Source organism: Paracoccus sp. R86501 (assembly GCF_042466435.1).
GTDB lineage: Bacteria > Pseudomonadota > Alphaproteobacteria > Rhodobacterales > Rhodobacteraceae > Paracoccus.
Map to the genome: position 1 here is coordinate 1,880,090 of NZ_JAXHPZ010000001.1, position 20,185 is coordinate 1,900,274.

Genomic DNA, 20,185 nt, shown 5'->3' on the forward strand with positions numbered 1-20,185 from the left:
CGAATTGCCCTTGGGCACCGGGGTCGAGGCCGGATTGGCGTTCGCGCCACCATCATTGGACAGATAGGTGAAGAACTCGCTGTCCGGCTGGATAACCATCGAGCTGTTTTCCCCGCCAAGCGCCCGCTGATAGGATGTCAGCGACCGGGTAAAGGCAAAGAATTCCGGATCGCGGCCATAGGCATCGGCATAGATGGCGTTGCGCTGTGCATCAGCCTCGCCTCGGGCAATCTCGGCGCGGCGGCTGGCTTCCGAGGTCAACTCGACTACGGTCCGGTCGGCTGCGGCGCGAACGCGCTGTGCAGCCTCGCCACCGCGAGCGATTTCGTCCGCGGCTTCACGCTGACGTTCAGCACGCATCCGGCCATAGGTGGCGTTCAGGTTCTGCTCGGGCAGGTCGGTGCGGGTCAGACGGACGTCGATGATTTCAACGCCAAGACCACCCGAATTGTCACGGGCCTCGTCGCGGATCTGGTTCATCAGCGTCGTGCGGTCGTCAGACAGCACAGTTGTTGACGGTACGGTACCCAGAACGCCACGGATGGCATCGACCACGATCGGCTGCAGACGCTGCTGTGCAGCCTGCACGCCGGCAGCACCGACAGCCTGACGGAAGCGGACGGGATCGGTGATGCGCCAGCGGGCGAATGCATCTACGACCAGACGACGATCATCCAGCGGCGTGACTTCCAGCGGGCTGGTCGGCAGGCCAAGGATACGACCGTCATATTTCACGACATTGTCGATGAAGGGCAGTTTAAAGCCCAATCCCGGCGTTTCCTGCACATCGACGACTCGGCCAAGGCGCAAAACCAGCGCCTTTTCGCGTTCGTCCACGATGAACAGCGACGATGCGGCGACGACAGCCACGACGACCAGCGCAGGAAGTGCCAGAACCGAGAGAGCTTTCTTAGCGGATGCCATCAGTTCGTCCCTCCGGAGTTGTTGGATCGCAGCTGATCCAGCGGCAGATAGGGCACGACCCCCTGCCCCGAACCGTCGTTCAGACCCTCACCGATGATGATCTTGTTGATGCCACCAAAGACTTCTTCCATCGTTTCCAGATACATCCGGCGACGGGTCACTTCGGGGGCGTTCACATATTCCTCATAGATCGAGTTGAAGCGCGCGGCCTCACCCGAGGCGTTGTTGACGGCCTGAGCGCGGTAACCTTCGGCCTGTTCCAACGTCTGCGCCGCGTCACCACGGGCCTGAGCCAGAACACGGTTGGCATAGGCGTCGGCCTCTTTCTCAAGGCGGTCGCGTTCCTGCTGGGCTGCCTGAACCTCGCGGAAGGCGTCGATGACCTCCTCGGGGGGGTCGGCTCGGTCAAGGTTGACGCGGATGACATTGATGCCCGACTGGTATTCGTCCAGCGTCGACTGCACGGCTTCGCGCAGATCGGTGGCGATGGACCCACGGTCGCGGTTCAGAATCGGCGCCAGTTCGCTGCGCGCGATGATGTCGCGCATGGCGGATTCGGCCACGGCACGGATCGTGTCGGCAGGGTCAGCCAGGTTGAACAGATACATCTCGGGGTCGCGGATGTTCCAAACGACCTGATATTCCATGTCCACGATGTTCTGGTCGCGCGTCAGCATCAGACCGGTGTCGGTCGGACCGGCACGGCCGGTGCCGATTTCCGTGGTGCGTTCGTTGGTGACGGCCACGACCTCGGCGGTGACGAAGGGCCAGGGGGCAAAGTTCAGACCCTCGGTGCCAACAGCGACGGAGCGCCCGAACAGGAACTCGACGCTCTGTTCGTTCGTCTGCACGCGATAGAAGCTGGAAAAGGCCCAGAGCGCCACGACAGCCAGACCCGCCACGGCGATCGTGGTACGGTTCAGGCCAAAATTCGGACCCGAGGGACCACGTCCGCCACCACCGGTGCCGCCGCCATTCCCGCGACCGCCCATCAGCACGCGCAGGCGTTCCTGGCCCTTCTTCATCAGTTCGTCGATCTCGGGGCGTTGGGGATCACCCTGTCCGGGACGACGCGGCCCGTTGGGGGGCTGCTTGTCGCCCCATGGACGATCGGAAGGCCGCTTGCCGCGATCCTCATCATCACCGCCGCCGTTTCCTCCGCCGCCTCCGCCCCAGGGGCCCTGATTAGCCATCCGATCGACCTTCTTTCGTTGTAAATTCCGTTACTTGAAAACTGGGGCTGGCGGGGGAAATGTCAACCCCGTCAGCCCCCTGCCACTGCGGCTTAGGGCCGCGCCCCCTAGCCGGGCACCCCGTGGTGACGCCGCGAGGGTTGGCGCATTGTCACCAGTTCCTCGGCTGCGGTTGGGTGAACGGCAATGGTGGCGTCGAATTGCGCCTTGGTCGCGCCCATGCCGATGGGGATGGCGGACAGCTGGATCATCTCGCCGGCCTCGGGGCCGAAGATATGGCAGCCAAGCACCTTGTCGGTCTTGGGATCGACCAGCAATTTCATCATCATCCGCGCATCGCTGCCCGCAAACATCGACCGCATCGGCCGGAAGACGGTGGAATAGACATCGACGGGACCGCGCAGCACGGCCTCTTCCTCGGTCAGGCCGACGCTGCCCAATTCATGCGGGCGCAGATAGACGGCGCTGGCGACGATGCTGTGATCGACGGTGCGGGGCTTGTTGCCAAAGACCGTGTCGGCAAAGCTGTGGCCTTCACGGATCGCCACCGGCGTCAGGTTGACGCGGTTGGTGACATCACCCACGGCATAGACCGAGGGCACGCTGGTCTGCGACCATTCGTCCACGATGATCGCGCCGTTGGGCTGCGTCTTGACCTGCGTATTCTCCAGACCCAGGCCCCAGCTGTAGGGGTCGCGGCCGGTGGCGAACATCACCGCGTCGAAGCGGTCGGTACTGTCGTCGTCGAAAGACACGGTGATGCCGTCCGCACCCTTGTCCAGCCGCGTCGGCGTGATGCCAAGCCGCAGGTCGATGCCCTGATGCGACAGTTGCAGCGTCGCCAGATCGCGCGCCTCGCGGTCGAAACCGCGCAGGACCGCATCGCCGCGATAGGCCTGCACGGTGTCCACACCCAATCCCGCAAGGATGGTCGCGAATTCGCAGGCGATGAAACCGCCGCCGACCAGCAGAACCCGCTTGGGCAGCTTGTCCATCAGGAACAGATCGTCCGAGATCATCGCGTGCTCTTCGCCCGGAACGCCGATCTTGGCGGGGCGGCCACCCGTGGCGATCAGGATATGCTTGGCGGTCATGCGCGTGCCATCGGCCAGTTCGACCGTGTGGTGGTCGGCCAGCTTGGCGCGCTGGTCGTGGACCTCGACGCCCGCGCGTTCCAGACCGGCGCGATAGATCAGCTCCAGCCGCGTCAGTTCGGCATCCTGCTTTTCGCGATAGATCTCCCAGCTGAAATCGCCGGTTTTGGCGTCGGGCCAGCCATAGCCCTGCATTTCGGCCTGCATGTTGCCGGCTTGGGATGCGAAGATCATCAGCTTCTTGGGCACGCAGCCACGGATGACGCAGGTGCCGCCAAGGCGGCTTTCCTCGGCCAGACCGACCTTGGCGCCATGTTCACCAGCCGCGATGCGCGCCGCACGCACACCGCCCGAGCCGCCACCGATGACGAACAGATCATAGTCGAAAGTCACGCGTTCATTCTCCTTCGTGGGCCAGCATGTCGGCGTCGATATCGGCATCGCGGGCCAGTTCCACAACCGTGCCATCGGCGCGGCCGATGATCGCAAGGTCGCAGGTGCCCAGGAACAGCCCGTGCTCGACGACGCCGGGAATGGCCGCCAATGCGCGGGCCAGACCGGCCGCGTCGGGGATGACCTGCAGATTCAGGTCCAGGATGTAATTGCCTTCATCCGTGATCAGCGCGTCGCTGCCGTCCAGCCGCTGCAGCACGTCATGGGCACCAAGGTCCAGCCCCTCCAACGCGCGGCGGATCAGCTTGCGCGTGGTTTCGAAGCCGAATTGCAGAACCTCGACCGGCAGGGGGAAGGCGCCAAGCGTCTCCACGACCTTGCCGGGATCGGCGATGACGACCATGCGGTCGCTGGCATAGGCGACGATCTTTTCGCGCAGATGCGCCGCCCCGCCGCCCTTGATCAGATGCAGATGAGGATCGACCTCATCGGCGCCGTCGATGGTCATGTCCAGCCAGCCGATCTGGTCCAGCGTCTCCACCTGCAACCCCAGTTCAGTCGCCAGATCGGCGGTCGCCTTGGATGTGGCGGCGCAGCGCAGCGTCAGACCCTCGGCCTTGACGCGTTCGGCCAGCACGCGCACCATGATGCTGGCGGTGGACCCTGTGCCCAGACCAAGGCGCATCCCGTCCTGCACCAGGGCGACGGCGGCCTTCGAGGCGGCCAGCTTGGCCGGATCGACCTGCAACGATTGCGACATGACGGTTTCCTCTTGGATGATATGGCCCGCTTATAGGTCATGGCCGCCCAAAGCGCGAGGGGGGGACGTCAGCCGCGGGCCAATCCTTCGGGCAGGATCACGGTGAAGCGGCTGCCCTCTCCGCGGGTGCTTTCGATGCGCAAGCGACCACGGTGGCGGTTCACGATATGCTTGACGATCGACAGTCCCAGACCCGTCCCGCCCTGCGCCCGCGCGCGATGCGTGTCCACCCGATAGAAGCGTTCCGTCAGGCGCGGCAGATGCTGTTCCTCGATGCCCTCGCCTTGATCGGAAATGGCAACCGCCCAGCCCGGGCCCCGCAACAACGGTTCATGCGCGATGCGGCTGACGGTGATACCGACCTCATTCCCCGCGGCGCCGTATTTGATGGCGTTCTCGATCAGGTTCTGGAAAACCTGCGTCAGCTGGTCGGGATCGCCCGGCAGGCGGATGGCATCGTCCAGCCCCTGGGCGACGACCCGCAGACCGGCTTCCTCGGCGCGCGGCGTCATCATCGCCAGAACGCCTTGCAGCAGCGATGCCAGATCGACCTGCCCCGAGGGCCTGCGCCGTTCCTCGGCCTGCACGCGGCTCAGCGACAGAAGATCGCTGATCAGCCGGCTCATGCGCCCCGCCTCGCGCTGCATGATGTCCAGAAAGCGGTCGCGGGCGCGGGCATCGTCGCGCGCAGGGCCGCGCAGCGTCTCGATGAAGCCGATCATGCCGGTCAGAGGCGTCTTCAGTTCATGGCTGACGTTGGCCACGAAATCGCGGCGCATCTGTTCGGCCTCTTCCTGGACGGATCGGTCGATGACGGCAATCGTCGCGCCCCGCCCAAGGGCCGAAGGCAGCGGCGCGACCGTCACCTCGGCCACGATGTCGCGCCCGTCAGCGGCGAATTGCGCGCGCAGGGTCACTACGCCTTCAGGCACGGTCGGCAGGGCCGGGTCGGGAACGGGCGCGGGGGCGGCATCCGGGTTCAGGACCCAATCGACGGCCTGCACGACAAAGGGCTGGCGCAGCACGGTGACAAAGGGGCGGCCGACCGGATCATTGCCGAACATCGCGACCGCCTGCTGGTTGGCCGCGACGACGCGGGCCGTCTGATCGACCGCCAGCATCGGCACCGGCACGCCGTCCAGAAACCCCGACACGCGACGCAGCGCGCCCATCAGTCCGCGGCCCTCAGCCCGTCACGGAACCGCGCCGCATTCGCGCGATAGCGCGCAGCCGAGGCCCGCAGTCCGGCGATGGCATCATCATCCAGCATGCGGATCACCTTGCCCGGCGCGCCCATGACCAAGGCGCCCGCGGGGATTTTCTTGCCCTCGGCGATCAGGGCTCCGGCGCCGATCAATGCGCCTTCGCCGATCGTGGCGCCGTTCAGGACCGTCGCCCCCATTCCGATCAGCGCGCCGTCACCGATGGTGCAACCATGCAGGATGGCGCGGTGGCCGATGGTGCAGTCGCGCCCGATGCGCAGCGGATGGCCGGGATCGGTGTGCAGGCACGACAGGTCCTGAACGTTGCTGCCCGCGCCGATGCGGATTTCTTCATTGTCGCCACGCAGGACGGCCCCGAACCAGACCGAGGCCTGATCCTCCAGCACGACATTGCCCATGATCTGCGCGTCAGGGGCCACCCAAGCCGAAGCGGCGATCTGCGGGGTGATGTCGTCCAGCGTCCAGATCATCACGCCTCCTCGGCCATCAGCTTCTTGACGAAGCCGCCAAGGCCCGCCTGCCGGTCGCGGCGCAGGCGTTCGGCAGTCAGGATGGCGCGCAGGTCGGCCTCGGTCCGGTCCAGATCGTCGTTGACCAGGACGTAATCGTATTCGGCCCAATGGCTGATCTCGTCCCGGCTCTTCAGCATGCGACCGGCGATGACCTCCTCGCTGTCCTGCCCGCGGCTGCGAAGGCGGCGTTCCAGTTCAGGCAGGGATGGCGGCAGCACGAAGATCGAAACGACATGCCCGCCAAGCGCCGAGGCGCGGATCTGCTGCCCGCCCTGCCAATCGACATCAAACAGCGTGTCGCGCCCGTCGTTCATGGCCTTTTCCACCGGCCCGCGCGGGCTGCCATAAAAGTTGCCAAAGACCTCGGCGTGTTCCAGCATCTGATCGGTTTCGACCAGCGTCTGGAACTGCTGACGCGAGCTGAAATAGTAATGCACCCCGTCGATCTCGCCTTCACGCGGGGGGCGGGTCGTCGCCGACACCGAAAAACTGAGCGTCGGATCCCAATCCATCAACCGCCGCGCCAGCGTCGATTTTCCGGCCCCCGAGGGCGAGGACAGGATGATCATCAGGCCCGTTCGGTTCATCATCTTCAAGGGTCCTTCCTTCGTGTCCCGGCGCTTTTGCACGGGGATGGCCCAAAGCGCGTCCATCGGTCAACCCCGGATCATCCGACCGTCATGCAACGGCCATCCGCAATAAAATCAGGGACATTTGAAACAGATGCAACAATCCCGCTTAACCATCCGTTCATGAAAGGACTGTGCGAATTGCCGCCTTGGGGGTATTCAAGTCATGCGGATCGGGCAGCACAGGCTATGCCCGGCAAACTGGTCAGAGGTCATCGGTGCCGGATCGCGACGATACGAAACAGACGCCCCCGGGCAATATCACGCCGCTGAATGCGGGCCGCGTCCTGCATATGCAGGACTATGAGGGCTGCAATCCGGAACGCACCCTGCGCGACATCCGCGCCTATTGGGACGGGTTGCGCAAGGGCCGCGCGGTTCCTGCCCGCACGGATGTTGACCCGCGCGGAATTGCGCGGGCGCTGGATTACGCCTTCATTCTGGAACGCATCGCACCCGGCGCGGGGCGACTGCGCCTTGCCGGACGGCATCTAATTGACCTGATGGGGATGGAGGTGCGCGGCATGCCGATCTGCGCCTTCCTGAACACCAGTTCGCGGGGCCGGTTTTCGGATGTGCTGGAAAGCGTCTTCAAGGCGCCGCAGATCGCGCATCTGACCTTGGGGGCGAAATCGGAATATGCGCGCCCCGAACTCAAGGCGCAGATGCTGCTGCTGCCGCTGCGGTCGGATCTGGGGGATGTCACGCGGGCGCTCGGCTGCCTGATTGCCGTCGGCGATGCGGGCGTGGCCCCGCGCCGCTTCGACCTGATCGAAGACGAGGTGATGCCGGTGATCGAAGGGGGGACGACCCTTGCGCCTTCGCCCTCGGCCATGGGTTTTGCCGAAGGCGCGCGCGATTTCACTCCTGCCCCGCCCGCCAAGCTGGCCGAGAGCACACCCGAGGAACGTCGCGCCATGTTCCGTGTCATCGCGCCCCGGCCACCCTCGGGCGACCAGGGGTAGGTCGTTTCAGACCGTGACGACCTTGACCGCACCATTATGGGCCGACAGCGCAATCTCGCCCGCGGCCAGCCGCAGGGCATCGTCGCCAAAGACGGTCGCCCGCCAGCCGCCAAGCGCAGGCAGATCGCGATCGCCGGTGGCGATGGCATCCAGATCGCTTGACGACGCGATCAGCTTGGGCGCAACGCCCGCCGCATCGGCCTTGGCCTTCAACAACACGCGCAGCAGGTCCGACAGCGCGGCATTGCCGGGCTTGCCGGGTTCCTCGCCCTTGGGCTGGGGCAGATCCTTGCTTTCCAGACCGGCCTTGACGGCGGCGATGATACCGGCGGCGATGTCGCCTTTGCGCGCCTCGCGCAGCAACAGACGGGACCGGCCCAGATCGCCCTCGGATTGCGGCTTGGTCGAGGCGACCTCGATCATCGCATCATCCTTGTAGACGCGACTGCGCGGAATATCGCGGGCCTGCGCATAGGATTCGCGGAACTTGGCCAGCTCACGCAGGATCGCCAGGAAACGCGGCGAATTGGTGCGGGTGCGCACCTTCAGCCAAGCTTCCTCGGGGCGGGTGATATAGGTTTCGGGGTTTTCCAGAACAGCCACTTCTTCGGCGACCCATGCCTCGCGGCCGGTCTTGGCCAGTTCGGCGGCCAGATATTCATAGATGACCCGCAGATGCGTCACATCGGCCAGCGCATAGGCCTTCTGCGCATCCGACAGCGGCCGCAGCGACCAATCGGTAAAGCGCGAGGACTTGTCGAGGTTCGCCTTGGCGATCTTGCGGACCAGCGTCTCGTATCCGACCTGTTCGCCGAAGCCGCAGACCATGGCGGCGACCTGAGTGTCGAACAGCGGCGTCGGGAAGATCTGCGCGTCGTGGAAGAAGATTTCCAGATCCTGACGGGCAGCATGGAAAACCTTGACCGTACCGGTGTGGCGGAACAGATCGTAAAGCGGCTCCAGCGACAGCCCGTCGGCCAGCGGATCGACCAGCACGGCCTCGCCGCCTTCGGCCTTGGCACCACCTGCCGGCGGCACCGCCAGCTGGATCAGGCACAGCTTGGACCAATAGGTCCGCTCGCGCAGGAACTCGGTGTTGACGGTGACATAGGGGGCGGATTTCGCGGCCTCGCAGAAGCGGGCAAGGTCTTCGGTGCGGGTGATCGTGGGGATGTCTTGGCTCATGCGGGTCTTTCAGATGCGGCGGTTCGTCCGCCTTTCAGCCAGATTTACGCCCGCCCCGAAGGTTTGGAAACCCCCGTTCGTCGCGCGGCCCTAATCCTCGGTATTGGCGGGACGCGAACGCAACGCTTCGGCCACGCCGGGTTCGCAGGCGGTGCCGGGCTTCATCGGAACGCCGGTCCGGAAGGCCGCCCGCCCGATCAGATGCGCCGCCACCGGGGCGGTCAGCAGCACGAACAGGAAGGCCGCCATGGCACGCGCCAGCACCGTCGCCTCGTCGAAGGCAAGGCCCACGGCCAGCAGGATCATCCCCACCCCAAGCGTCCCCGCCTTGGTCGAGGCATGCATCCGGTTCAGCAGGTCCGGCAGGCGCAGCACGCCAAGGCCCGCGCCAAGGCAGAAGAACCCCCCGCCCACGGTCAATGCCGCGATGATCAGATCCATGATCATGCTTCTTCCCTTTCCTTGGCCTTCTGCAGGTCGATGGATTTCAGCGTGATCCGCCGCTCCAGATAACGGGCAAGGCAGACCGTCGCCAGAAAGCCGACCAGCGCCAGCACAACGGCCACGTCCAGAAACGCCGCGCTGTCGGCCTGCAGTGCCGCCAGACCGCCAAAGGCCACCAGCTGGATCGTCATCAGGTCCAGCGCCACGATCCGGTCGGCCAGCGTCGGCCCCTTTATCAGCCGGATGGCGGCCAGGGTCACGCCCAGGATGACAAGGGCGAAGCCAAGAAGGATTGCGTCGTCAAGAAGGCTCATGGTGCTCACTCCGTTGCCTCGCGGACCCAGACCTCGAAGTGGTCGCGGATCTGTGCGCGGATCGCGTCGGGGTCGTCGCCGAACATCGCGTGGATATACAGCGTCTTGCGGTCATCCGAAACGTCCAGGCTGAGGGTGCCCGGCGTCAGCGAGATGAAATTCGCCAGCATGGTGATCTGCAGGTCGGTGGTGACGTTCAGCGGAATGGCGATCAGCGCGGGCTTGCTGTCCTGACCGGGCGTGAAGACGTCGCTGATAACCGAGAACGAGCTGACGACCAGTTCATAGATGAACATCACCACCAGCCGCGTCCAGTAATAAAGCCGCATGAAATAGCCGCGCGACGACGGGAACAGCGGCCTGACCAGCCACATCGCGGCCAGCCCCAGCAGGAAGCCGGTGATCAGACCCGACAGGGTGACCCCGCCCGTCAGTGCGACCCAAGCGAAGGCCAGGAACATGTTGATGGCAAAGAGGTTCACGGCTGCACCCCCAGAACTGTCTCAAGATAGGCGGTCGGGTCCAGCAACTGGCCGGCGGCATGTTCGGCGAACTGGACGAAAGGCTCGGGGAAGATGCCGATGACGCAGGTCATGGCGGCCAGCGTCGCGATGGGCAGCATCAGCGCCATGCGGTGTCCCATCGGAATATCCGACAGCCGCGGTTTGATCCCGTCGGGGTGGTCGGGCCAGAAGGCCGCCCCCCAGATTTTCGTCATCGAGAATATCGTCAGCAGGCCGACCGCCAGCCCAAGGCCACCGACGACCCACATGTCCAGATCCAGCGCCGCCTTGACGACGATGAACTTGGCCCAGAAGCCCGACAGCGGCGGGAAGCCCGCCAGCGAAAACGCCGGGATCAGGAACAGGAAGGCCAGCAGCGGCGCATGGGCATAAAGCCCGCCGATGCGCGACAGCTCGGTCGATCCGGCGATGCGCTTGGCGACGCCCGCCACGAAGAACAGGTTCGCCTTCACGATGATGTGGTGCACCAGATAGAAGACCGCCCCCATCAGGCCAAGCGGCGTGTAAAGCGCCAGCCCCAGGATCATGTAACCGATCTGGCTGATGATGTGGAAGGACAGGATGCGGCGGAAATCGTTCATGGCCGCGGCGCCCAGAACGCCCGTCACCATGGTGATGACCGAAAGCCACAGCAGGATCGTATGCGTAAAGCCGATGTCCTGATCGAAGATCAGCGTGAAGGCGCGGATCAGCGCATAGACCCCCACCTTGGTCAGCAGCCCCGCGAAGATCGCAGAAACCGCGACGGGCGGCGTGTGATAGGATGCGGGCAGCCAGAAGAACAGCGGGAACATCGCGGCCTTCACCCCGAAGGCCACCATGAACATCACGGCGATGGTGGTCAGCAGGCCGGTGTTTTCGACATTGCGCACGGCCAGATGCAGGTCGGCCATGTTCAGCGTGCCGGTGATGCCGTAAAGCAGGCCGATACCGGTCAGGAACATGATCGTCGAGATCAGGTTCAGCGTCACGTATTTGATGCCGCCGTCCAGCTGTTCGCGCGATCCGCCAAGGACCAGCAGGCCGAAGCTGGCGATCAGCATCACCTCGAACCAGACATAGAGGTTGAACAGATCGCCCGTCAGGAAAGCACCGCAGACGCCGACCAGCAGCACCTGCAACAGCGCGTGAAAGCCCAGCTGCTCAAGGCGGCGCGGGATTTCGGCGAAGGAATAGACCACGGTGGCAAAGCCGGTGATGGCGGTGATGACCACCATCACTGCGCTGAGGTAATCGGCGACCAGCGTGATGCCGAAGGGCGCGTCCCAATTCGACATCTGCGCCGCGATCACGCCTTGCTGCAACACGTTCGCCATCAGCAGCCCGCTGGCCAGCAACAGCGCGCCCGTACCCGCAAGGGAAATCCAGCGCCCGGCGGGCGAACGGCGGAACAGATAGGAGGCAACGGCGGTCATCATCGGAATGATGATCGGATAGACAAGAAGCCAGCTCATTTATGGGTATCCTCGGGCTCGGCCAGGCGCATTTCGTCGCTGTTGACGGTGCCAAGGGACTTGTAGGTGCGATAGACCAGCGCCAGCGCAAAGGCCAGAAGGCCGAAGCCGATGACGATGGCCGTCAGCACCAGCGCCTGCGGCAGGGCGTTGGCGACCTGTCCCTCGGGGGCATAGGCCCCTTCGGGGATCAGCGGCGGTTTGCCCGCGGTCAGGCGTCCGGCGGCAAAGATCACCAGGTTGACCGCATTCGACAGCAGAACCAGCCCGAACAGGAACCGCAGCACGTTGCGGTCCAGCATCAGATAGACGGATGTGGCAACGACGATGCCGATGGTGATTGCAAGCAACAGCTCCACGATCAGATCTCCCGTTCCAAGGCGAAGACCAGCGTCAGGATACCGCCGAAGACGGCCATGTAGACGCCGATGTCGAAGAACAGCACCGATGAGATCGGGATTCCCTTGCCGCCATCCTCGGCGAAGAGGAACAGCCACTGGCCGGTGAAGAACGGCTGGCCCATCAGACCTGCCGACAGGCCTGCAAGCCCGGCGACGCCGACACCCAGCATGGCCAGATTGGCCGGATCGACCTTCAGCGCGCGTGCTGCATCCTCGACCGAAGCCGCGAGGGCATAGAGGATGAAGGCCGTGGCCCCGATCAGCCCGCCGATGAAACCGCCGCCCGGCAAATTATGCCCGCGCAGCAGCGCATAGACTGAAAACACAAGCAGCAGGGCGACCAGCAGGCGTGTGGTCGTGGTCAGGATCAGCGACTGCATCTTATGTCTCCCTCTCGTCGTCCGGCACGGCCTTCTTGACGCCGCGCAGCAGGGCATAGGCCGCGATGGCCGCCATGGTGACCACGGTGATTTCGCCGAAGGTATCCAAGGCGCGGAAATCGACCAGGATCACGTTCACGATGTTGCGGCCATGGGCATCGGGATAGGAAGCCTTTTCGAAGAACTGCGTCAGGCGCGGATCGAAATCGCTGCCCAGAACCGAGATCATCAGGAAGGTCGTCACGACCCCCACCCCGCCTGCGATGATCGCATGTCCGGTGCGGAAGGTCTTGGACGACCGGCGCGGCAGATAGGGCAGGCGCAGCATCACAAGGCTGACCAGCACGACGACCAGAACCTCGACCAGCAGCTGGGTGATGGCCACGTCGGGGGCGCTGAAGATGATGAAGATCAGCGACACGCCGATGCCCACCACGCCCATGCCCGCCACCGCCGTCATCCGGCTGTGCGTCCAGACCACCAGAATGGACCCGACCGCGATCAGCGCCAGCACGGTCCATTGCACGGGATGCGCCTCGGCCTGCGACAGACCGGGAAGGCCGGTAAAGGCGCCCTTAACCACATAGGTACCGCCGACCATCACGATGAAGGCGCCAAAGATCACCGCCATATAGCGCTGCAGACTGCCCGTCTGGATCAGCGCCGTCTGCCATGCGGCGAAGGCCTTGAAGCCGTCCAGCAGGCGGTCCCATCCGGCATCGAAATCGATCGGATTGCGGGTCTCGATGCGGGTCAGGACACCGCGGATGCGGGTGTGGACCAGGTACATCAGCAGACCGGCCGCGAATGTCGCCAGCGACAGATAGAGCGCCATGTTGAAGCCGCCCCACAGATGCAGGTGCAGATCCTCATGCGGGCCATAGACGGCACGTGCGCCGGGGCCGACGATGTATTCGCCCAGCAAGTCCGGCATCAGGCCGAAGGTCAGCGACATCGTGCCCAGAACCAGCGGACCGGCCAGCATTTGCCACGGACCTTCATGCGCCTTGTGCGGCGTTTCGGCCAGCTGCCCGCGGAAGGGCTTCAGCGCGACGATGCCCCCCGCCACGAACATCAGCGCGCTGGCGGCAAAGGTCATTGCCGTGACCCATATCATGCCCTGATCCAGACCAAGGCTGGCCTTGTACATATATTCCTTGCCGACGAAGCCCACCAGCGGCGGGATGCCCGCCATGCTGAGCGCCGCCAGTGCGGCGGCCAGCGCGGTCAGCGGCATCGCACGGCCCAGGCCCCGCAGCACCGTCGCATCGCGCGTACCCGTCGAATGGTCCACGATGCCGATCATCAGGAACAGCGCCGCCTTGTAGAGCGAATGCACCACCAGGAACAGCATCGCCGCCGAGATCGCGTAATGCGTGCCCGCGCCGATGAACATCGTCAGCGTGCCAAGGGCCATCAGCGTCGTATAGGCCAGCACCTGCTTGATGTCCGTCTGACGCAGCGCCATGACCGAGGCGAAGACCGCCGTCACGCCGCCAAAGATGGTCAGCACCCAGAACCAGACGTCGGTGCCGCCCAGCGCGGGGTTCATGCGCGCCATCAGAAAGACGCCCGCCTTCACCATCGTGGCGCTGTGCAGATAGGCTGAAACCGGCGTCGGCGCGGCCATGGCATTGGGCAGCCAGAAGTGGAAGGGCACCTGCGCCGATTTGGTGAATGCCCCTGCCAGGAACATCAGCAGGATCGCAAGATACCAGGGATGGGCGCGGATCATCTCGCCCTGCGTCAGGATCTGGGACAGCTCATAGCTGCCGGTGATGTTGCCCAGAACGATGATGCCCGCCAGCAGGATCAGCCCCCCTGCCCCGGTGACCAGCAGCGCCTGCAAGGCCGAACGCCGCGATGCCGCCTTGTCGGCATTGAAACCGATCAGCAGGTAGGAGGAGATCGTCGTCACCTCCCAGAAGACGAAGACCGAGATCAGGTTGTCGGCCAACACCAGCCCCAGCATCCCCACCATGAAGATCAGCAGATAGCTGACAAAGCGCGGATAATGCGGGTGATCGCCCAGATATTTCGAGGAATAAAGCGTCACCGCCGTTCCGATTCCGGTGATCAGCAACGCGAAGGTCATGCTGAGCCCGTCCAGAATCACCGACAGGCGGATGCCCAGCGATGGCACCCAGTCGATGCCACGCAGGATGGGCGCCTCGGCGATCTGCGGCAGCAGACCCGCGAAATAGATGAAGAGTGCCGCCGGAAACACGATCGAGATCCAGCCAGCAGGTCCGCCCATGACACGGGGCACCTTGATATAGTCGTCAGCCATGTCTCGAACCTCTGTCGCGGCATGCAGTTGGCGCAGGGTCTTAGCACCCTTTCCGGGCGGAAAACAGACGCCCACCGCCGCTAATCGTCCTGAACATCACGAAAACGATCCGCGATCCGTGAATGATCGGACGGAAATGCACGGGCGATCGCGGGCGCGCACTTGCCGCAGGGGCAACCTTGGTTTCACAATGGCGCGCGAAAGCGGCGGTCCGCCCGTCGTGATTCGACAGACATGAAAAGGATATCCCATGCAGCACGCCAAGACGCTTATCGACACCCGGAACCCGGCCATGCAGATCGGCCTGACGCTGGCGGCGGCGGCGCTGATCGCGCTTGGCGCCAAGGTGCAGGTGCCCTTCTGGCCCGTCCCGATGACCATGCAGACGCTGGCCGTGCTGGTCATCGCGGCGGGGCTTGGGCCGCGTCTGGGGCTGGCGGCCATGGGGGCCTATATGGCGGCGGGCATCGCGGGGCTGCCGGTCTTTGCCGGATCGCCCGAACGTGGGCTGGGGCTGGCCTATCTGGCGGGACCGACGACCGGCTTCCTGATCGGCATGGCGCTGGCCATGGTCGTGACCGGCGTTCTGGCACGCGGCCGGGGCCTGGGGATGCAGGCCGTGGCGCTGATCGCCGGGACCGTCGCCATCTATGTCCCGGGGCTGATCTGGCTGTCGGGCTTCGTGCCGTCGGACAAACTGCTGGCCGTGGGCGTGGCCCCCTTCATCCTGGGCGACATGGTCAAGATCGCCTTGGGGACGATGATGCTGCAGGCCAGTCGCCGCCTTCGCGGCTGAGCCAACCCGCAACGACAACGAAGGGGGCCGCCATCGGCCCCCTTCGCGCATTCTGACCCTGCGTCATCACGGGCATTTGCGCTATCGCCACCGCTGCACGATGTGCAAGCTGTCGGGCGTCACGCAACCGTTCCCGTGAAAGGACGCGACCGACATGCCCGACAACGAACCCCTGCACGCCGACATCATCCGCCGGGTCGAGGAAAGCTTTGCCGCCCAAGGGTTGATGCAACATCTGGGCGTCGAAATCGCCTGCATCCGCCCCGGAGAGGTCACGCTGCGCATGCCCTATCGGCCGCAGCTTACCCAGCATCACGGCTTCTTCCACGCGGGTGCGACCTCGGCGCTGGCGGATACGGCAGGCGGTTTTGCCGGCTTTACGCAGTTCCCCCAGGGCAGCACCGTCCTGACCACCGAATTCAAGATGAACCTGCTGGCCCCGGCCCGCGGCGATTGGCTGCAGGCGGTGGGGCGGGTGATCAAGTCAGGCCGGACGCTGACCGTTTGCCAGTTGGACGTCCATGCCCATCACGGCGATGACCGCACCCATGTGGCGACGGGCCTGCAGACCCTAATCTGCATGCGGGACGCGGCGCCCCCTCGTGACACCACCCCCGGCTTGTCGTAGACAACCGCGAAACTGATGTGAACCGCGAAGGGTGGATTGATGGCACAGGCTAATATCGGACTGATCGGATTGGGGACCATGGGGGCGGCGCTGGCGCTGAACATCGCCGAGAAGGGCTTCCCCATCGCCGTCTGGAACCGCACCACCGAGGTGACGCGCAAGTTCCACGCAACCGCGGGCGATCTGGCCGAGAGCGTCATCCCGACCGAGACCTTGGCCGATTTCGTTGCCGCCATCACGCCCCCTCGCGCCATCGTCCTGATGGTCCCCGCAGGTCCCGCCGTCGATGCGCAGCTGGAGGCGCTGACCCCGCTGCTGGGCGCGGACGATCTGGTGATCGACGCGGGCAATGCCGATTTCCACGATACCAACCGCCGCAGCGATGCGGGCCTGCCGTTCCACTTCCTCGGCATGGGCGTCTCGGGTGGCGAAGAAGGCGCGCGTCACGGTCCGGCCATCATGGGCGGCGGCGATGCAGCGGACTGGGACCGTGTGTCCAGCGTGATGAATGCGATCGCAGCCAAGGCTGATGACGGCGAAGCCTGTGCGGCCCGCATGGGCGACGCGGGTGCCGGTCACTTCGTCAAGATGGTCCATAACGGCATCGAATACGCCGACATGCAGATGATCGCCGAGGTCTATGGCCTGATGCGCGACGGCATGGGCATGGACGCTGCTGCCATTTCCGACGTCTTCAGCGGCTGGAACGAGGGCGTGCTGTCCAGCTATCTGATCGAGATCTCGGCCAAGGTCACCGCGGCCGCTGACAAGCATACCGGCAAGGCGATGCCCGATGTCATTCTGGACCGCGCGGGCCAGAAGGGCACCGGCCGCTGGACCGCGATCGAGGCGCAGCACCTGTCCGCCCCCATCCCCGTGATCGAGGCCGCCGTGATGGCGCGCAATGTCTCGGCCCGTCTGGACGAACGCAAGGCCGGTCAGGACCGCTTCGGCGCCGCCCCCCAGCCCTGCGACTTGGACCCGAAGGCGCTGGAACAGGCGCTGATCGTCGGCAAGATCATGTGCTATGCGCAGGGCTTCACGATGATCTCGGGTGCCTCGGACCGTTTCGGCTGGACCCTGAACCTGCCCGAGATCGCCAAGGTCTGGCGCGCGGGCTGCATCATCCGGTCCTCAATGCTGAACGACATGGCTGATGCCTTGGGCGAAAACCCCGACCGCAACCTGATCATGGCGCCCTTCTTTGCCGATCTGATCGAAAAGGGCGTGCCCGCCCTGCGCCAGGTCGTGTCGCAGGGCATCGCCGCCGGACATGCGCTGCCCGCGCTGGCCTCGGGGCTGATGTGGTTCGACATGATGCGCACGGCGCGCGGCACGGCCAACATGCTGCAGGCACAGCGCGACTTCTTCGGCGCCCACGGGTTCGAGCGTCTGGACGAGGTTCAGGACGCGCATGGCCCCTGGGGCAGCAACGCCTGACCGACGATCCAGGGATCAGCCGCGCGGGCGGCTGATCTCGCCCAAGGTCAGTACGGGCGAGGCATCGATGCCCTGCGCGTTCAGCATGGCGGCCACACGCTCAAGCGCAGCCACCAGCATCGACTGTTCCCAGTCTTCCATGCTTTGGAACCCCGTGACGAAATGCTGCTGCAGCGCGTCGGGGGCATCGCGCAGCGCCTCGGCGCCACCATCCGTCAGGATCACGTGCAGCTGTCGCCGGTCGGTCACCGATCTTTCGCGCGACGTCAGACCCAGCTTGTTCAACTGATCGACCAACGCCGTCACGGTCGCTTGGCTGACACCCATCCGCCCCGCCAGCGTCGTGGGCGTGGCCCGCTTGCCCTCGGCCCCCGCAAGGATCTGCAACACGCGCAGCTTGGCAGGCGTCAAGCGGGCCGATTGCGCAAGCTCTCGTTCGTATTGTTCGGTGGCCCTCAGAATGCGTCGAAGCGCGATCAGAGCGTCATCCGTGCGGGGATAGGGCGTGGGCTGGGTCATGGGTTCCATCATGCCATTCGGGGGTGCGGCAGGGCAATGCCGATTGCTTTGTCTGCTAAATAATTTGCTTGACGAATGGGTTTCATCACGGACCCGTGTCGAAAAGCGCGAATAAGCCTTTAAATCTAAGTTACTTAGCTGAAAAGCCCCAAATATTTGCGATTCTCTTGCAACCTTAGGTGAAGTTCATTAGTTAGACCGTCGAAGCAACTGAGGACCTAGCCGCACATGCCCAAAGACATGCAAGACATCGAACGCCCCCAGCAGCTGACCCTGCGCAAGCCTGATGCAACCGATGGCGCCGCCATCTGGGATCTGGTGCGCAGCTGCAAGCCGCTGGACGAAAACTCGATGTACTGCAATCTGGTGCAGGCCGAACATTTCCGCGACACCTGCGTGCTGGCGGAGCTGGACGGGGAAGTGGTGGGCTGGATTTCGGGTCACATGATCCCGAACCAGGACGCATTGTTCGTGTGGCAGGTCGCAGTTGGCAAGAAAGCCCGTGGTTTGGGGCTGGGACGCAAGATGCTGACATATCTGGTCGGACGCAAGGAATGCGCCGACGCGACCCGCATCAATACTACAATTACGCTGGATAACGACGCATCTTGGGGTCTGTTCCGCAGCTTTGCCCGCCATGCCGGCGGTAAGCTGAGCGATGACCCCCATTTCATGCGCCACCGGCATTTCGCCGGCCATCACGCGACCGAGCATATGGTGACGATCACCCTGCCCTCGGACGCGATGCAGGCGAAAGCCGCCTAAGTTCATTCAGCTATCTAAGCAATTCAGAACGCATCTTGATGCGAAAGGATATCCTATGTCCAACGACATGATGACGACTGACACCGACAAGTCCATTTTCACCCGTCGCGAAAGCGAAGCGCGGTCCTATTGCCGGGGCATCCCGAATGTCTTCACCTCGGCCAGCGGATCGATCATGCGCGCCGAAGACGGCACCGAATACATCGATTTCCTGGCTGGCTGTTCGTCGCTGAACTATGGCCATAACGATCCCGACATGAAGGCGGCGCTGGTCGACCACATCACCAACGACGGCATCGCGCATGGTCTGGACCTGCACACCACGACCAAGGCAGACTTCCTGAACGCCTTCGAAACGCATATCCTGAAACCGCGCGACATGGATCACCGCGTGATGTTCATGGGCCCGACCGGCGCCAATGCCGTCGAAGCCGCGATGAAGATCGCCCGCAAGTCCACGGGGCGCACCAATATCGTGGCCTTCACCAACGGTTTCCACGGCGTGACCATGGGCGCGCTGGCCGCAACCGGCAACGGTTACCACCGCGGCGGCGCTGGTATGGATGCAACCGGCGTGACGCGTATGCCCTATGACGGCTATGCAGACGGACTGGACAGCGCAGCGCTGCTGGACCAGATGCTGTCGGACGCCTCGGGCGGCATCGATGCCCCTGCCGCGATCATGCTGGAGACGATCCAGGGCGAAGGTGGCCTGAACGCAGCATCGACAGAATTCGTGCAGAAGCTGGCAGATATCGCCAAGCGTCACGGCGCGTTGCTGATCCTGGACGACATTCAGGCAGGCTGCGGCCGTTCGGGCAAGTTCTTCTCGTTCGAAGATATGGGCGTGGTGCCGGATCTGGTGCCGATGGCCAAATCAATCTCGGGCTTTGGCCTGCCGCTGGCGATGGTTCTGGTGCGTCCCGAACATGACATCTTCGGACCTGCGGAACACAATGGCACCTTCCGTGGCAACACCCATGCCTTCGTGACCGCCCGTGTCGCCATCGAAAAGTTCTGGTCCGACAAGGCCTTCGAGGCCGAGCTGGCCGAAAAGGCCAAGCTGATCGAGACCCGCCTGACCGAACTGGCCGATCTGGTCCCCGGCGCCTATCTGAAGGGTCGCGGCCTAATGCGCGGCGTCGATGTCGGCACCGGTGAACTGGCAGCTGCTATCTGTGCACGTGCCTTTGAAAACGGCCTGATCATCGAAACCTCTGGCAATGAGGATCAGGTGGTCAAGGTTCTGGCCGCGCTGACCACGCCCACCGAGGTTTTCAACAGGGGCTTCGACATCCTTCTTGATGCGGCCCGCGACGTTCTTTCCACGACCAAAATTGCAGCGGAGTAAT

The 20,185-nt window shown here is 64.2% G+C and carries 21 protein-coding genes and 1 pseudogene; 6 read left to right on the forward strand and 16 right to left on the reverse strand.

What is annotated here, in order from left to right; genetic code table 11:
- Positions 1-50: 50 nt before the first annotated feature.
- The 7 genes and pseudogenes from hflC to gmk form a co-directional block, all read right to left on the reverse strand.
- A pseudogene (gene hflC / locus SJY40_RS09085) lies at positions 51-924 on the reverse strand (protease modulator HflC); the annotation flags it as partial.
- On the reverse strand, positions 924-2,117 hold the full coding sequence (hflK, locus tag SJY40_RS09090; protein ID WP_378945308.1) for an FtsH protease activity modulator HflK: 1,194 nt from the start codon (positions 2,115-2,117) through the stop codon (positions 924-926). The pseudogene hflC and the gene hflK, both read right to left, overlap by 1 nt.
- A 107-nt stretch (positions 2,118-2,224) precedes the next feature.
- Positions 2,225-3,604: a glutathione-disulfide reductase gene (gene gorA, locus SJY40_RS09095; RefSeq protein ID WP_378945310.1), complete on the reverse strand. Its 1,380-nt coding sequence runs from the start codon at positions 3,602-3,604 to the stop codon at positions 2,225-2,227.
- Positions 3,605-3,608: 4 nt separating this feature from the next.
- A complete protein-coding gene (gene rpiA, locus SJY40_RS09100; RefSeq protein ID WP_378945313.1) occupies positions 3,609-4,364 on the reverse strand; it encodes a ribose-5-phosphate isomerase RpiA in 756 nt (251 codons plus the stop codon).
- 68 nt (positions 4,365-4,432) lie between these two features.
- Entirely contained in the window at positions 4,433-5,536 is a 1,104-nt protein-coding gene (locus tag SJY40_RS09105; protein WP_378945316.1) for a sensor histidine kinase, read from the reverse strand.
- On the reverse strand, positions 5,536-6,057 hold the full coding sequence (locus tag SJY40_RS09110; protein WP_378945319.1) for a gamma carbonic anhydrase family protein: 522 nt from the start codon (positions 6,055-6,057) through the stop codon (positions 5,536-5,538). Before SJY40_RS09110 ends, SJY40_RS09105 begins: the two co-directional genes overlap by 1 nt.
- On the reverse strand, positions 6,057-6,686 hold the full coding sequence (gene gmk / locus SJY40_RS09115) for a guanylate kinase (protein WP_378948339.1): 630 nt from the start codon (positions 6,684-6,686) through the stop codon (positions 6,057-6,059). Before gmk ends, SJY40_RS09110 begins: the two co-directional genes overlap by 1 nt.
- Positions 6,687-6,946: 260 nt before the next feature.
- On the opposite strand from gmk, the gene SJY40_RS09120 reads away from it, so the two are divergent.
- Positions 6,947-7,693 (forward strand): PAS domain-containing protein, encoded by a 747-nt coding sequence (locus SJY40_RS09120; RefSeq protein WP_378945322.1) that lies wholly within the window; start codon positions 6,947-6,949, stop codon positions 7,691-7,693.
- Positions 7,694-7,699: 6 nt separating this feature from the next.
- On the opposite strand, the gene rnd is transcribed toward SJY40_RS09120, so the two are convergent.
- From rnd to SJY40_RS09160, 8 genes are all read right to left on the reverse strand, one after another.
- Positions 7,700-8,866: a ribonuclease D gene (gene rnd, locus SJY40_RS09125; RefSeq protein WP_378948342.1), complete on the reverse strand. Its 1,167-nt coding sequence runs from the start codon at positions 8,864-8,866 to the stop codon at positions 7,700-7,702.
- A gap of 102 nt (positions 8,867-8,968) precedes the next feature.
- The gene (gene mnhG / locus SJY40_RS09130; protein ID WP_378945325.1) at positions 8,969-9,325 is read right to left on the reverse strand and encodes a monovalent cation/H(+) antiporter subunit G; all 357 of its coding nucleotides are present in this window, start codon (positions 9,323-9,325) and stop codon (positions 8,969-8,971) included.
- Positions 9,322-9,636: a cation:proton antiporter gene (locus tag SJY40_RS09135; protein ID WP_378945328.1), complete on the reverse strand. Its 315-nt coding sequence runs from the start codon at positions 9,634-9,636 to the stop codon at positions 9,322-9,324. The genes mnhG and SJY40_RS09135 overlap by 4 nt, the downstream gene beginning before the upstream one ends.
- Before the next feature lie 5 nt (positions 9,637-9,641).
- Complete coding sequence (locus SJY40_RS09140) at positions 9,642-10,118, reverse strand: Na+/H+ antiporter subunit E (RefSeq protein ID WP_378945330.1); 477 nt, start codon at positions 10,116-10,118, stop codon at positions 9,642-9,644.
- Entirely contained in the window at positions 10,115-11,614 is a 1,500-nt protein-coding gene (locus SJY40_RS09145; protein WP_378945333.1) for a Na+/H+ antiporter subunit D, read from the reverse strand. The genes SJY40_RS09140 and SJY40_RS09145 overlap by 4 nt, the downstream gene beginning before the upstream one ends.
- Positions 11,611-11,973: a Na+/H+ antiporter subunit C gene (locus tag SJY40_RS09150; protein WP_378945336.1), complete on the reverse strand. Its 363-nt coding sequence runs from the start codon at positions 11,971-11,973 to the stop codon at positions 11,611-11,613. Before SJY40_RS09150 ends, SJY40_RS09145 begins: the two co-directional genes overlap by 4 nt.
- A gap of 2 nt (positions 11,974-11,975) precedes the next feature.
- Complete coding sequence (locus SJY40_RS09155; protein ID WP_378945339.1) at positions 11,976-12,395, reverse strand: MnhB domain-containing protein; 420 nt, start codon at positions 12,393-12,395, stop codon at positions 11,976-11,978.
- 1 nt (position 12,396) lies between these two features.
- The gene (locus SJY40_RS09160; protein WP_378945342.1) at positions 12,397-14,685 is read right to left on the reverse strand and encodes a putative monovalent cation/H+ antiporter subunit A; all 2,289 of its coding nucleotides are present in this window, start codon (positions 14,683-14,685) and stop codon (positions 12,397-12,399) included.
- Positions 14,686-14,935: 250 nt separating this feature from the next.
- Here SJY40_RS09160 and SJY40_RS09165 point away from each other — a divergent pair, with 250 nt between their 5' ends.
- The 3 genes from SJY40_RS09165 (at position 14,936) to gndA (ending at position 17,549) form a co-directional block, all read left to right on the forward strand.
- Positions 14,936-15,481, forward strand: a complete 546-nt coding sequence (locus tag SJY40_RS09165) for a biotin transporter BioY (RefSeq protein ID WP_378945344.1) — start codon at positions 14,936-14,938, stop codon at positions 15,479-15,481.
- Positions 15,482-15,635: 154 nt separating this feature from the next.
- Positions 15,636-16,109 (forward strand): PaaI family thioesterase, encoded by a 474-nt coding sequence (locus SJY40_RS09170; RefSeq protein WP_378945347.1) that lies wholly within the window; start codon positions 15,636-15,638, stop codon positions 16,107-16,109.
- 39 nt (positions 16,110-16,148) lie between these two features.
- Positions 16,149-17,549, forward strand: coding sequence for an NADP-dependent phosphogluconate dehydrogenase (gene gndA / locus SJY40_RS09175; RefSeq protein ID WP_378945349.1), 1,401 nt, complete (start codon positions 16,149-16,151; stop codon positions 17,547-17,549).
- A 15-nt stretch (positions 17,550-17,564) separates the two neighbouring features.
- Here gndA and SJY40_RS09180 read toward each other — a convergent pair whose 3' ends face one another.
- Positions 17,565-18,068, reverse strand: a complete 504-nt coding sequence (locus SJY40_RS09180) for a MarR family winged helix-turn-helix transcriptional regulator (protein WP_378945352.1) — start codon at positions 18,066-18,068, stop codon at positions 17,565-17,567.
- Between the two features lie 228 nt (positions 18,069-18,296).
- On the opposite strand from SJY40_RS09180, the gene ectA reads away from it, so the two are divergent.
- Positions 18,297-18,833, forward strand: a complete 537-nt coding sequence (ectA, locus tag SJY40_RS09185; RefSeq protein WP_378945355.1) for a diaminobutyrate acetyltransferase — start codon at positions 18,297-18,299, stop codon at positions 18,831-18,833.
- A gap of 55 nt (positions 18,834-18,888) precedes the next feature.
- Positions 18,889-20,184, forward strand: coding sequence for a diaminobutyrate--2-oxoglutarate transaminase (gene ectB, locus SJY40_RS09190; RefSeq protein WP_378945358.1), 1,296 nt, complete (start codon positions 18,889-18,891; stop codon positions 20,182-20,184).
- The last annotated feature ends 1 nt before the right edge of the window (position 20,185 follow it).